General features: G+C 66.1%; 9 protein-coding genes. 3 read left to right on the top strand and 6 right to left on the bottom strand.

Annotated features, from left to right (window positions below; translation table 11 throughout):
- Positions 1-40: 40 nt before the first annotated feature.
- From ACFQ2S_RS05655 to ACFQ2S_RS05645, 3 genes are all read right to left on the bottom strand, one after another.
- Positions 41-1,303, bottom strand: a complete 1,263-nt coding sequence (locus ACFQ2S_RS05655) for an ABC transporter permease subunit (RefSeq protein ID WP_386073416.1) — start codon at positions 1,301-1,303, stop codon at positions 41-43.
- On the bottom strand, positions 1,300-2,106 hold the full coding sequence (locus tag ACFQ2S_RS05650; RefSeq protein ID WP_386073414.1) for a taurine ABC transporter ATP-binding protein: 807 nt from the start codon (positions 2,104-2,106) through the stop codon (positions 1,300-1,302). The genes ACFQ2S_RS05655 and ACFQ2S_RS05650 overlap by 4 nt, the downstream gene beginning before the upstream one ends.
- Positions 2,107-2,176: 70 nt before the next feature.
- Positions 2,177-3,166, bottom strand: coding sequence for a taurine ABC transporter substrate-binding protein (locus tag ACFQ2S_RS05645; protein ID WP_386073636.1), 990 nt, complete (start codon positions 3,164-3,166; stop codon positions 2,177-2,179).
- Between the two features lie 582 nt (positions 3,167-3,748).
- Between ACFQ2S_RS05645 and ACFQ2S_RS05640 the strand changes: the two genes are divergently transcribed.
- The 3 genes from ACFQ2S_RS05640 (at position 3,749) to xsc (ending at position 8,735) form a co-directional block, all read left to right on the top strand.
- Complete coding sequence (locus tag ACFQ2S_RS05640) at positions 3,749-5,128, top strand: aminotransferase family protein (protein WP_089231134.1); 1,380 nt, start codon at positions 3,749-3,751, stop codon at positions 5,126-5,128.
- Positions 5,129-5,304: 176 nt separating this feature from the next.
- Positions 5,305-6,768 (top strand): MocR-like pyridoxine biosynthesis transcription factor PdxR, encoded by a 1,464-nt coding sequence (gene pdxR / locus ACFQ2S_RS05635; RefSeq protein WP_386073412.1) that lies wholly within the window; start codon positions 5,305-5,307, stop codon positions 6,766-6,768.
- Positions 6,769-6,959: 191 nt separating this feature from the next.
- The gene (xsc, locus tag ACFQ2S_RS05630; RefSeq protein WP_386073410.1) at positions 6,960-8,735 is read left to right on the top strand and encodes a sulfoacetaldehyde acetyltransferase; all 1,776 of its coding nucleotides are present in this window, start codon (positions 6,960-6,962) and stop codon (positions 8,733-8,735) included.
- 96 nt (positions 8,736-8,831) lie between these two features.
- Here xsc and ACFQ2S_RS05625 read toward each other — a convergent pair whose 3' ends face one another.
- Genes ACFQ2S_RS05625 through ACFQ2S_RS05615 form a run of 3 tightly spaced genes read right to left on the bottom strand, consistent with a single transcriptional unit; the run spans position 8,832 to position 13,374 of the window.
- Entirely contained in the window at positions 8,832-9,770 is a 939-nt protein-coding gene (locus tag ACFQ2S_RS05625) for a dimethyl sulfoxide reductase anchor subunit family protein (protein ID WP_386073408.1), read from the bottom strand.
- 8 nt (positions 9,771-9,778) lie between these two features.
- Complete coding sequence (locus ACFQ2S_RS05620) at positions 9,779-10,522, bottom strand: 4Fe-4S dicluster domain-containing protein (protein ID WP_386073406.1); 744 nt, start codon at positions 10,520-10,522, stop codon at positions 9,779-9,781.
- Positions 10,519-13,374, bottom strand: a complete 2,856-nt coding sequence (locus tag ACFQ2S_RS05615; protein ID WP_386073405.1) for a molybdopterin oxidoreductase family protein — start codon at positions 13,372-13,374, stop codon at positions 10,519-10,521. Before ACFQ2S_RS05615 ends, ACFQ2S_RS05620 begins: the two co-directional genes overlap by 4 nt.
- Positions 13,375-13,431 lie beyond the last annotated feature (57 nt).

Genomic DNA, 13,431 nt, shown 5'->3' with positions numbered 1-13,431 from the left:
AGCCGCGGCCCGCCATCTGGTGGCGGGCTGCGGGGTCAGATCAGGATTTTCCCTTCCAGGGCACGAGGACGCGCTCGGCCATTCGCATCAGGATATCGATCCCGTAACCGATAATGCCGATCAGGATGATGCCCATGATCACGATATCGGTGAGCTGGAACTTGGAGGCCGCGATGATCATCATCCCCGCGCCTTTCTGGGCGGCGACCAGTTCGGCCGCGACCACCGTGCCCCAGCAGACGCCCATCGCAACCCGCGCACCGGTGAAGATCTCGGGCAGGGAATTCGGCACGATGATATGCGTCAGCACCTGCCGCTTGTTCGCACCGAGCGAATAGGCAGCGTGCACCTTGCTGATGTTGACGCCCGAGACCCCTGCCCTTGCCGCGATGGTCATGATCCAGAGCGCGGCGAGGAACAGGAGCACGATCTTGCCGGTTTCCCAGATACCGAACCAGATGATCACCAGCGGGATCAGCGCCAGCGGCGGGACCGGGCGCATGAACTCCACGATCGGGTCGAACCAGCCGCGGAACCAGCCGGAGAGGCCCATCGCATAGCCTAGCGGAATCCCAACGAGCGAGCCGAGAATGAAGCCGGCGATGACCCGCATGAGCGACCATCCGAGATGTTCCCAAAGGGTGAAGTTCTGGTAGCCTTCTGACGCGATCTCGACAAAGCGCGCGACCACGGCTTCGGGTGACGGCATCCAGATCGGCTCCATCTGAAGCCCCTTGGCCGGCTCGAAATTGAGCGACCCCTTGGCGGTCATCGTGACCTTTCCGTTTCCCACCCGCACCGTTTCGCCCGGCGCAATCGGTTTCCCGTCGACCGCCGTGACAGAGGCGCCGTCGCCATCGTTGTCGACAGCCCGGATCAGCGTCGAACGCCAGGCGCCGACAGCCACCATGTCGTCCGCTGCAAAGCCGTCTCCCGGAGCAACATCTGGCAAATCGACCTTGTCGCCGACTTCGTGGACGATCACATGAATCACTGCATCGTCCGTGGCGCCCGAGGCGTCGGTCGCAGAATAGCTGAAGCTGGTATCGCCGATGAAGGGTCCCGGCATGTGGAACGGCGCCCATTTGGAGCCGGTGAAGGCACCCCAGATCAGGAAGATCACCAGAACCGAGATGATCGAGCCGGCGCGGTCCGGCCGGATCGCGCTCTCGTCTCCGAAGGTCACGGTCTTGAGCGAGTTGTAATCGTGCTCCGACTGCATCAGGCCGCGCACGAAATGCACCACCATGTAGGAGCCGGCGAAGAGCGCGACATACAGGATGAGGATGATCCAGCCGGTCATTTCACCGTCTCCGAACGTCCCATGATCTCCTCTTCCATTTCCCAGATCATCGACAGGATCTCGTCACGCGTCTCGGAAAAGCCCTCGCTCTTCTTGACCTCGCGCAGATCCGCATCGACGCCCCTGTCGGCGAAAGGAAGGTTGTATTCGCGATAGATCCGACCCGGCCGCGGCGCCATCACGATCAACCGCTCACCAAGCAGCAGCGCCTCTTCGACCGAATGTGTGATAAGGATCACCGTCTTGCCGGTCTCTTTCCAGAGTTTCAGAACCAGCCCCTGCATCTTTTCGCGGGTCAGCGCGTCGAGCGCGCCGAGCGGTTCGTCCATCAGGATCACGTCCGGATCATTGGCGAGGCAACGCGCCAGCGCCACCCGCTGCTGCATCCCCCCGGACAGTTCATAAACGGCCTTTTCCTTGAAATCCCGCAAGCCGACGGTCTCCAGCAGGTGATCCACGATCACGCGCCGTTCGGATTGCGGCATGCCCTTCATCCGAAGGCCGAAACTAACGTTCTTGCGCACGCTCATCCATTCGAAGAGCGCGCCCTTCTGGAACACCATGCCGCGTTCCGCATCCGGTCCCTTGACGACGTGACCGTTCATCCTCACCCGGCCGCTGGTCGGGGCAAGAAAGCCCGCGAGGATGTTGAGCAGGGTGGTCTTTCCGCAACCAGAAGGGCCGAGCACCGACACGATCTCGCCCGTCTTGATTTCCAGCGAGACGTCCTTCAACGCCTGAACATGCGTCTTGTCGGGCAGATCGAAGCGCATGGAGATATTCTCGATATGAAGGCCGTCCATCGTGCGGCGCTCTCCTTCGGGTCTGTGGGAGGGAATGGGGCGGCACCGGACGGCGCCGCCCTCGCTTGGGTCACATGCCGCCGATGGCGCTCAACGGTCCGGTGTTCACGGCGTCGGAATAGGTGTCCAGCGCGGCGTCGATGCTGCCGGCTTCCTTGAACACGCTCGCCACGCCGAGCATGAATTCCTGCGCACCGCCACCGAGCCACTTTTCGCTCAACTGGTCCTCGACCGAGGGGAAGATGAAGGTGTCGATGGTCTCACGGGTCGCTTCGAGGTCCATGCCGGCGTCCTTGGCAATGACCTCGAGCATCTCGTCTGTCTTCTCGCCGGAGTTCCACATGGCGTTCGCATCCGCCGTGACCTTAAGGAACTTGGACAGAAGCTCCGCGTTCTCGGCCGCGAAACTGGCCGGCACCGAGGTCACGTCGAACACGAGGATGCCGAGTTCTTCCTTCTCCGCGCCGGTCAGCAGCACGTTGCCATGCTCCTTCATCCGCCGCAGGGCGCCACCCCAGCCGCAGACCATGTCCAGGTTGCCCTGGGCAAAGGCCGCCGCGCCATCCGGCGGCGCCATGTCGACGATCTCCATCGTCGTGATGTCGACGCCGAAGTGGTTCATCTGCTTGAGGAAGCCGTAATGGGCGGCGGTGCCGATCGGAACACCGACCTTCTTGCCCTCGAGTTCCATGGCGCTGTCCTTGTCGATCTCCAGCGCTTCGGCGACGACGCAGTTGTCGTTCTCCGAATAGCTTACGGCGACGTCGACGATCTGCAGGTCCTGCCCGGCCGAGGTGGCAACGACGAAGGGCGGTACGCCCTGGCTGACGGAGATCTGAACGTCGCCGGATGCCATGGCTGCCGACATCGCGGTCCCGGCATCGAAGGACACCCAGTTCACCTTCACGCCCATCGCCTCGTCATAGAGCCCCATGGATTTCGCATACTGGAAGGGCATCGGCCATTCGAGGAAGTAGCCCACGGTGATCTCGTCCATCGCCGCGGCAGCGTTGGCGGACAGCGCCATGGCGCTGCCGGCGAGGAGGGCCTTTAGTGACATATTCATATGTAGTGCTCCCTGTTGGTGGAGTGATGCACGGCTTTGCGTGCGTTGGTTATGGGGCGTCGCGCCCCTTCGGTTCCGGTTGCCGGAACCGCCTGCCTGCGAAGCATTGCACAGCGCAGGCAACCTGCAAACCTTCGGCTCGAAGCCGTACGGTTCAACGGCCGCCGCCGAAGAACGCTGCGGATGGCGCCAGGCGCTGGCGAAATGGCGGACCGGATCCACCGATACCGCCGCCCTGCGCCGCGACATCACCCACCCCGGGGCAGCACCCGGCCGGGGCGGCCGCATCGCCGCAAGAAGCCACCCGGTGACTTGAACCATCCAGAAACGCCCCTGTTCGCCTTGCCTGCATGCCACCCCTGCTCCGCGATCCGCTTTCGCCGGCGTGCCATGCGCTTCTTGCAAATCGAGCTTAGAGACCCGCATAGGTCTGGCAACAACGCCCGCCATCTGGACTTATGCGATCTCCCGATTTGGCCCTATCACCTGCTTGAACTTCGTGCAGATGTAAAACAGGTTGGCCGGTTGACGGAGTTCCCGGCACGCCCCCTCTCGACCCTCCTAAGGAACCGCGCCATGACGCTCGACACCCCGTCCAACGATCTCAGCCATATCATCGAGGCCGACCGCGCCCATGTCTGGCACCACCTGCTCCAGCACAAGCCGCTCGAGACCACCGATCCCCGGATCATCGTGGAGGGCAAGGGGATCAACGTCTGGGACGCCACCGGGCGGGAATATCTCGATGCGGTCTCCGGGGGGGTCTGGACCGTCAATGTCGGCTACGGGCGCGAAAGCATTGCCGACGCGGTGCGGGAGCAACTGGTCAAGCTGAACTACTTCGCGCAATCCGCCGGCTCGATCCCGGGCTCGCTGTTTGCCGAGAAGCTGATCAGCAAGATGCCGGGGATGAGCCGGGTCTATTACAACAACTCCGGCACCGAGGCGAACGAGAAGGTCTTCAAGATGGTGCGCCAGATCGCTGAGAAGCGGCACGGCGGGCGCAAGCACAAGATCCTGTTCCGCGAGCGCGACTACCACGGCACCTCGATCACCGCGCTCTCGGCCTGCGGCCAGCCGCAGCGGAGCGCGCAATACGGGCCCTACACGCCGGGCTTCGTGGAGGTGCCGCATTGCCTCGAGTACCGCGCCCAGTGGGATGTCGAGAACTACGGCGAGCGGGCGGCCGACGCCATCGAGGAGGTGATCCTGCGCGAAGGGCCGGACACCGTCGGCGCGCTCTGCCTCGAGCCGATCACCGCCGGCGGCGGCGTCATCACCCCGCCGCAGGGTTACTGGGAGCGGGTGCAGGAGATCTGCGCGAAATACGAGGTCCTGTTGCATATCGACGAGGTCGTCTGCGGCGTCGGGCGCACCGGCACCTGGTTCGGCTACCAGCATTACGGCGTGAAGCCCGATTTCGTGACCATGGCCAAGGGCGTGGCCTCCGGCTACGCCGCCATCGCCTGCACGGTCACCACCGAGGCGGTGTTCGAAATGTTCAAGGACGACCCGAGCGATCCGATGAACTATTTCCGTGACATCTCCACCTTCGGCGGCTGCACCGCAGGGCCGGCGGCGGCGCTGGAGAACATGCGGATCATCGAGGACGAGGGGCTGCTCGACAACACCAATGCGATGGGCGCACGGCTGATCGCCAACCTCGAGACTCTCAAGGAGAAGCACGCCGTGATCGGCGACGTGCGCGGCAAGGGCCTGTTCTGCGGCGCCGAACTGGTCGCGGATCGCGCCAGCAAGGAGCCGGTGGACGAGAAGCAGGCCCAGGCGGTCGCCGCGGACTGCATGGCGCAGGGCGTCATCATCGGCGTCACCAACCGCTCCCTGCCCGGGTTCAACAACACGCTCTGCCTGTCGCCCGCCCTGATCGCGACGCCGGACGATATCGACCGGATCACCGACGCTATCGACGGCGCGCTCACCCGCGTATTCGGCTGATCTGACCAAGGACCGCTCCGACGGTCCTCCCGCCGACTTTCGGGGCATCGGGGATGCCCCGAAACCCGTTGGGCCGGGCCGCGCCTTCGGCGCGGTGGGTCGGCCGTGTTCGCCCCGTGGCGCTCCTGCTCCCGACACGCTAGCCTGCTGGCCGAACCTCCGCAGAGCGGCCCCGCATGGCAATACCGGCAGATACCTTCTTCCTCGATCCGGACAGCGACCGGACCCTGCAGCAGCAGATCCAGCAATGCGTCACCGAGGCGATCCTGTCGGGGCGGTTCAGCCCGGGGGAGCGGATGCCCTCGACGCGCCGGCTGGCCGAGCATCTCGGTATCGCCCGGATCACCGTCACCATCGCCTACACCGAGCTGGTCGCGAACGATTACCTCGTCTCACGCGGCCGCTCCGGCTATTTCATCTCGGAGAACGCGCCGCTGCCGCCGGCCTTTCCCGAGAACAAGGTCGAGGCCGCCGGCCCGGTGGACTGGTCCCGCGCCATCGGGCGCCGCTTCTCCGGCTACGCGCCGCTGATCCGCCCGCCGGACTGGCGCTCCTATGCCTACCCGTTCATCTATGGCCAGGCGGATTCGCGGCTCTTCGACCACCAGAACTGGCGGCTGTGCGCCCTGCAGGCGCTCGGGCAGAAGGATTTCGAGGCGCTCACCTCGGATTACTACGAACAGGACGACCCGCGGCTCGTCGAATACATCCTGCGCCACATCCTGCCGCGGCGTGGCATCGCCGCCCGCCCGGAGGAGATCCTGATCACCATGGGATCGCAGAACGCACTTTGGACGGCCGCGCAGATCCTGCTCACCCAACGTCGAACCGCCGCGCATGAGAACCCCTGTTACCCGGGGCTGCGCGAGATCCTGGCCCAGACGCGGTGCAACACCGTCTCGATCGACGTCGACGCGGGCGGGCTGCCCCCCGAGGCGCTCCCCGGTGGCATAGACGTGGTCTTCACCACCCCAAGCCACCATTGCCCGACCAACGCGACGATGCCGCTCGACCGGCGCAAGGCCCTGCTGGAGCGCGCCGTCAAGGAAGGTTTCGTGATCGTCGAGGACGACTACGAGTTCGAGATCGCCTTCGCGAAATCCCCCTCGCCCGCGCTGAAATCGCTCGATCGATCGGGCTCCGTGATCTACACAGGCTCCTTCTCCAAGTCGCTCTTTCCCGGGCTCCGTCTCGGCTACCTCGTCGCCCCGGCGCCGGTCATCGTCGAAGCGCGAGCGCTGCGGGCGCTGGTGCTGCGTCACCCGCCCGGGCATATCCAGCGCACGGCCGCCTATTTCCTGTCGCTCGGCCATTACGAGGCCCAGATCGGGCGCATGGGCCGCGCTTACAGGCAGCGCAGGGCGGTGATGGAGCGGTGCCTGCGGGAGAACGGGCTGACGCTCGCCGGTCGCGAGACCTCCGGCGGCTCCTCCTACTGGATGCGGGCGCCCGAAGGCGTGAACACCACGCAACTGGCCGAACGCCTGCGCGCCGACGGCGTGCTGATCGAGCCCGGACGGGCGTTTTTCGGGCCGGGACGGGCCAGTGACCGCTACTACCGGCTGGCCTATTCCTCGATTGCCGCCGACCGCATTCCCGAAGGGATCGCGCGGCTGGCGCGGGCCATCGAGGGTGGATGAGGTGGTGCGCCTGAGCCGTGGGCCGCACGTCCCCTGAATGCTGAAGGCAGTCTTGCGCACCGCTGGAGAGGCGCGCCGAAAATTGGCCCTATCGCGCCGACGCATCTGGACCTAACGCCAACGCTGGCGCCAAGGGTAAAACGGCCTTCAATCCTGCCCCTCCCGGGGCATCTGCCTGCAGGAGCTTTCCCATGAAAATGACGACCGAAGAAGCCTTCGTCAAAGTTCTCCAGATGCACGGGATCGAGCATGCATTCGGCATCATCGGTTCCGCCTTCATGCCGATTTCCGACCTGTTCCCCCGCGCCGGGATCACCTTCTGGGACTGCGCTCACGAGGGCTCCGGCGGAATGATGGCCGACGGCTACACCCGTGCGTCCGGAAAGATGTCGATGATGATCGCGCAGAACGGCCCCGGCATCACCAACTTCGTGACTGCGGTGAAGACGGCCTACTGGAACCACACGCCGCTCCTGCTGGTCACCCCGCAGGCGGCGAACAAGACGCTGGGCCAGGGCGGCTTCCAGGAAGTCGAGCAAATGGCTCTCTTCAAGGACATGGTGGCCTATCAGGAGGAGGTCCGCGACCCCTCCCGCATGGCCGAGGTGCTCAACCGGGTCATCCTGAACGCGCATCGCGCCTCCGCCCCGGCCCAGATCAACGTGCCGCGCGACTACTTCACCCAGGTCATCGACATCGACCTGCCGGCGGTGGTCGAGTTCGAGCGTCCCTCCGGTGGCGCAGAGGCCATCGCCGAGGCCGCCAGGCTGCTGTCCGAGGCGAAGTTCCCCGTCATCCTTAACGGCGCGGGCGTGGTTCTCGGCGGCGCGATCCCCGCGTCGATGGCGCTGGCCGAACGGCTCACCGCGCCGGTCTGCTGCGGCTACCAGCACAACGACGCCTTCCCCGGCTCGCACCCGCTGTTTGCCGGTCCGCTCGGCTACAACGGCAGCAAGGCGGGCATGGAACTGATCGCGCAGGCCGACGTGGTGCTGGCGCTCGGCACCCGGCTGAACCCGTTCTCGACCCTGCCCGGCTACGGGATCGACTACTGGCCGAAGAACGCCAAGATCATCCAGGTCGACATCAACCCGGACCGTATCGGCCTGACCAAGCCGGTCAGCGTGGGCATCGTCGGGGATTCGAAGAAGGTGGCCGAGGCGATCCTCGAGCAATTGTCCGGCACTGCCGGCGATGAGGGGCGCGAGGCGCGCAAGGCCACCATAGCCCAGACCAAGTCCGCCTGGGCACAGCAGCTCTCGTCGATGGACCACGAGGAGGACGATCCCGGCACCACCTGGAACGAGCGTGCCCGCGCCGCCAAGCCGGAGTGGATGAGCCCCCGCATGGCCTGGCGGGCGATCCAGGCGGCGCTGCCGAAGGAGGCGATCATCTCCTCCGACATCGGCAACAACTGCGCCATCGGCAACGCCTACCCGACATTCGAACGGGGCCGGAAATACCTCGCCCCCGGCCTCTTCGGCCCCTGCGGATACGGCCTGCCCTCGGTCGTCGGCGCAAAGATCGCCTGCCCCGACACGCCCGTCGTGGGCTTCTCCGGCGACGGCGCCTTCGGCATTGCGGTGACCGAACTCACGGCCATCGGCCGCGGCGAGTGGCCCGCGATCACCCAGGTCGTTTTCCGCAACTACCAGTGGGGCGCCGAGAAGCGGAACTCGACGCTTTGGTTCGACGACAATTTCGTCGGCACCGAACTGGACGAGCAGGTTAGCTATGCCGGCATAGCCAGGGCCTGTGGCCTGCAGGGTGTCGTGGCCCGCACGATGGACGAGTTGACGGACGCGCTGAACCAGGCGCTCAAGGACCAGGCCGCCGGAAAGACGACGCTGATCGAGGCGATGATCAACCAGGAACTTGGCGAGCCGTTCCGGCGCGACGCCATGAAGAAGCCGGTGGAAGTCGCCGGCATCGACCCGGCCGACATGCGGCCCCAGAAGGGCGCCTGACCGCGCAGCGGCAGATCTCTTGCCATCTCCCCGCCAGAGGGAGGGGCCTTGACCCTGAGCCCCCGGAGCAACCGCCCGGGGGCCTTTTCGTGGGTTTCAGGCCCGTTGCAGACCATAGTAGAGCTGCGAGACGTGTTCGGCCTCGGCGAAGAAAAGCCAGCGCTCGACCAGCAGGCCGCCAGCGGCCGAAAGCACGCCCAGCACGAGGAGCGGCGCCGACCAGCCGGTGATCAGGCTCAGGACCAACAGCACGGCGGGCACGGCAAACAGCGCCAGCAGCACCCCTCGCCGCAGCTTCACCGCATGCTTGCGGCCGACCGAATAGCCCATCTCGCGCATCACGAAGTTCGGCATGGTGTGCGGCGGGTCTAGCGGGCGCGGCGTGCCGAGGTCAGGCATGCCAAGCGCCATATCCACGGTATAGGCGCCGGGGTCGGCATCCACAGCCGCCCAGTAGCGGGCCTTGAGCAAGGCCGCGGCGAGGAGCGCGACCAGCGCCAGCGGCCCGGCGAGCCCGAGCCCGTGGCCGCCGAGCGCCAGCAGAAGGCAGAAGAGCAACCCACCGGACGCCACTGCCAGCGCGAGGTAGATCCAGACCACGTCCTCCCGGTTCCAGTGCCGGATCGTGCGAAGGGAGGCATAGATCCGCGCTGTGCAATAGACCGTCGCTGCCGCACCCAGGGCGCTGAGCAGCGCGGCGAACGACGCGAGGGCGGACGCGCCCCCGAAGGCGGCGAGGAGTAGCAGCAGGCCCGCCGGCACATAGGTCGCCGCCGCCGCGACCGCCTCGCGCGAGAGCCAGGAACTCCGCCATTGCGAGAAGGCGCCGAGCGCCCGCTCCGGGTGCCCGAGGTGCCTGGCGGAGGACAACAGGCCAAAGGTCACCAGCGCCAGCGCCAGCAGCATCCCCGCGACCATCAGCCAGCGGCCTCCGGGCATTGCGCCGACCAGCGCGGCGAGGGACAGCCAGAACAGCAGCCCATAGCCTGCGCCGGAGGCCACGGTGAAGAAGATGACGGAATAGGCTGGATGCATCTTTTCCCTCAGGATGACAGCGTGCGGTCGACCCACGCGAAGAGTATCTCGATGGCCGTGGTCCCGGTGGCCGCCTCCGCCTGCGGCGTCTCGGGCAGGTCCAGATGCACCGAGGTCTTGCGTGGCGGCAGGTACTTGTTGACGGGCCGGTAGCCAAACTCGTCGAGCAGGTTGAACCCGTCCCGCTCGGCAACAGAGCGCGAAACATCGCTGTCGGGGTCGCCAAGGTCGCCAAAGGCCCGCGCCCCTGTCGGACAGGCCCGCACGCAGGCCGGGATACGGTCCTCCTCGGCAAGCGTCTCGTTGTAGATCCGGTCCACGCAGAGCGTGCATTTCTTCATCACGCCATCGTCGTAATCGTATTCCCGCGCACCGTAGGGACAGGCCCAGGAGCACAGCTTGCAGCCGATGCAGGTGTCCGGGTTGACCAGGACAATGCCGTCTTCCGCGCGCTTGTAGGAGGCACCCGTCGGGCAGACCGTCACGCAATCCGGCGTCTCGCAATGCAGGCAGGAGCGCGGGAAGTGGACCGTCTTCGCCGCCGCGCCTTCGCCGAACTCGTAGGAATGGATCCGGTTGAGCCAGGCGCCACTTGGGTCCGCGCCGTAAGGGTCGTGGTCCGACAGCGGCGCCGAATAGCCGCCGGTGTTCCACTCCTTGCAACTCGTGGCGCAAGCCTGGCAGCCGACGCAGATGTCGAGGTCGATCACCAGCCCGAGCTTCTTGTCTGTGGCGGGGGGCAGCGTGGTCATCGGGCTTTCCCCCTGAACTCGGCGCCGAAGGCGAGCTTGTCGGGCGACGCCGGCTGCGTGCCGGTTCCCAATGGCTCGTAATAGGGCTCCACATGGTCGCCCGCCTCGGCCTTCTCGATCCTGACCCGCAGGTCGAACCACGCGGCCTGCCCGGTGATCGGATCGGAATTGGAATAGCGGTAGCCGCCCTCCCGCTCCGGCAGCAGTTCGCCGATCAGGTGATTGAGCAGGAAGCCTTCGTTGCTCTCGGGCGCGTCGTCCGAGAGGCCCCATGCGCCGCGGCGCTTTCCGATCGCGTTCCACGTCCAGACCGTGAACGGGTTGACCCCCTCCATCAGCCGCACCTGGCACTTGACCCGCCCGAGATGCGAGCTGAGCCAGACCCAGTCGTCGTCCGCCACGCCGATGGCCGCGCCGACCTCTCGGTGGACATAGAGCCGGTTGGCCGCCGTGATCTGGCGCAGCCACGCGTTCTGACTGCCCCAGGAGTGATACATGTGCATCGGCCGTTGGGTGATCGCGTGGAGCGGGAAGGCTGTCTCATCAATCTGGCTGCCCTCGAACGGCGGATACCAGAACGGCAGCGGATCGAAGTAGCGCTCCACCCGCGCGCGGGCCCGTTCGGGCGGCTGCCGCTCGCCATGCCCGCGCGCGGCAAGGCGGAAGCGTTGCAGCGGCTCGCTGTAGAGTTGAAAGATCGTCGGCTCCGGCGACAGGCGGATGCCCTTCTGAATCCCCCAATCCAGATAGCCGCGGTTCGCGTGCTTGAAATACGCATGTTCCGGCGCCACGCGATGCTCGAAGAAGGCGCCGTTCTCCTTGTAGCGCTGGATCTGGTCGTCGTTGGGTGCGCCGACGCCAAATTCGCTGCCGTCCTCTCCCCGCCAGCCGGCGAGCGGCCCGATCCCCGGCTTGCGCTGGTGGTGGACCATGTAGTCGGGATAGCCGCCCGGGTACTTGGGCGAGCCGTCCTCGTTGGTGAAGGCCGGCAGGCCGATCCGTGCGCCGAGGTCGATCAACACGTCCTGGAAGCCGCGGACGTCGCGGTCGGGCTGAACCACCGGGTGACGGATCGAGTCGGCGATGAAATCCGGGTCGGAAATCGGGCGGTCCAGCATCGAGATGCAGTCATGCCGCTCGAGGTAGGTCGTGTCCGGCAGGATAAGGTCCGCGAAGGGAACGGTCTCCGAGTAATAGGCATCGGAGTAGATGATCTTCGGGATCACATAGTCGCCGTTCTCGTCCATCGCGGTCAGCGCATCGAGCGTACCCGGCACGTTCATCGACGAGTTCCACGCCATGTTCGCCATGTAGAGGAACAGCACGTCGATGCCGTAGGGATCACGCTTGGCCGCGTTGTTGATCACCATGTGCATCAGCCCGTGCGCCGACATCGGGGCATCCCAGGAGAACGCCTTGTCGAGCCGGCTCGGGTTGCCCTCCGCGTCGAGCAACAGGTGCTCCGGCCCATGCGGGAAGCCGAGGTGCGGGCCGCCGAGCGGCATTTCGGGCCGGATGTCGCCCGTGGCGCCGTGCGGCAGAAGGTTCGGCGGGGTCTGCTTGGGATAGGGCGGCTTGTAGCGGAACCCGCCGGGGCAATCGATCGTGCCCAGCAGGATCTGCAGGACATGGATCATCCGGCAGGTCTGGAAGCCGTTGGAATGGGCCGAGATCCCGCGCATCGCGTGCATCGACACTGGCCGGCCGATCATCCTGTCGTGCTTGCGGCCGGCCCAGTCCGTCCATTCCCGCCCGATCACGATCTCCTCGCGGAACGCCACCTCGGCCAGCTCCGCGGCGATCCGGCGGATCTGGTCGGCGGGAACGCCGGTCTGCCCGGCCACTGCGTAGGGGGTGTACTCGTCCGACAGGAAGCGTTCGGCCATCAGTTCGAACACCGGCCGCGCGGAGCGCCCGTCCGGCAGCTTCCGGCGCCCGGACAGCGCGGGCTTCGCCGCCACGTCCATGCTGCTGGCCAATGCATTGCCCGCGGTGTCGAACACCAGCGCCCGCCCCTCCGCGTTGCGCGCGAAGAGCCCGTCGTCGGCCTCGCCGGGAGCGTCGATCACCAGCCAGGCAGCGTTGGTGTAGCGCAGGAGGTAGTCCAGATCGACCTGTTGCGTCCGGAACAGCTCGTGGATCAGCGCGCCGACGAACAGCCCGTCGGTTCCGGGGCGGATCCCCACCCATTCGTCGGCCACGGCCGAATAGCCCGTCCGCACCGGGTTCACCGACAGCACCTTGGCCTGCCGTTTCTTGAGCTGTCCGATCCCGGCCTTGATCGGGTTGCTGGCGTGATCTTCGGCCACGCCGAACAGCATCAGGTACTTGGTATGCTCCCAGTCCGGGTCGCCGAACTCCCAGAAAGCGCCGCCAAAGGTATAAAGCCCGCCCGCCGCCATGTTGACCGAGCAGAACCCGCCATGCGCAGCGAAATTCGGCGTGCCGTACTGCATGGCCCAGAAGCCGGTCAGCGACTGGCTCTGGTCCCGGCCGGTGAAAAAGGCGAGCTTGCGCGGGTCGGTGCGGCGGACGTCCTTCAGCCATTTCGTGGCCGTCTCCAGCGCCTCGTCCCAGGTGATCTCCTCGAACCGGCCTGAGCCGCGCGGCCCGACGCGCCTCATCGGCGCCCGCAGCCGCGCCGGGGAATAGTGCTGCATGATGCCCGAGGCGCCCTTGCCGCAGATCACCCCCTTGTTCACCGGATGGTCGCGGTTGCCCTCGATGTAGCGGACCTTGCCGTCCCGGATGTGCACGTCGATCCCGCAGCGGCAGGCGCACATGTAGCAGGTCGTCTTGGCAACCCGGTCGCCGACCGGCTGGTTGAGTTCGATTGTCGGCTCACGCATCATGTCCTGCCCCCGAGCGGCCGCAGCCTGCTGCTGTCCTGTTCGCCAATCCCAAGCCAG

This window comes from Tropicimonas aquimaris, assembly GCF_042676185.1.
Lineage (GTDB): Bacteria > Pseudomonadota > Alphaproteobacteria > Rhodobacterales > Rhodobacteraceae > Tropicimonas > Tropicimonas aquimaris.
This window is presented reverse-complemented; position numbering and strand designations above follow the sequence as displayed.

Bases quoted from the DNA above. Each gene is read 5' to 3' on its own strand.
- ACFQ2S_RS05645 (WP_386073636.1), bottom strand. From the start codon at position 3,166: ATGTCACTAAAGGCCCTCCTCGCCGGCAGCGCCATGGCGCTGTCCGCC.
- ACFQ2S_RS05625 (WP_386073408.1), bottom strand. From the start codon at position 9,770: ATGCATCCAGCCTATTCCGTCATCTTCTTCACCGTGGCCTCCGGCGCA.
- ACFQ2S_RS05620 (WP_386073406.1), bottom strand. From the start codon at position 10,522: ATGACCACGCTGCCCCCCGCCACAGACAAGAAGCTCGGGCTGGTGATC.
- ACFQ2S_RS05650 (WP_386073414.1), bottom strand. From the start codon at position 2,106: ATGGACGGCCTTCATATCGAGAATATCTCCATGCGCTTCGATCTGCCC.
- pdxR (WP_386073412.1), top strand. From the start codon at position 5,305: ATGGCAATACCGGCAGATACCTTCTTCCTCGATCCGGACAGCGACCGG.
- ACFQ2S_RS05615 (WP_386073405.1), bottom strand. From the start codon at position 13,374: ATGATGCGTGAGCCGACAATCGAACTCAACCAGCCGGTCGGCGACCGG.
- ACFQ2S_RS05655 (WP_386073416.1), bottom strand. From the start codon at position 1,303: ATGACCGGCTGGATCATCCTCATCCTGTATGTCGCGCTCTTCGCCGGC.
- xsc (WP_386073410.1), top strand. From the start codon at position 6,960: ATGAAAATGACGACCGAAGAAGCCTTCGTCAAAGTTCTCCAGATGCAC.
- ACFQ2S_RS05640 (WP_089231134.1), top strand. From the start codon at position 3,749: ATGACGCTCGACACCCCGTCCAACGATCTCAGCCATATCATCGAGGCC.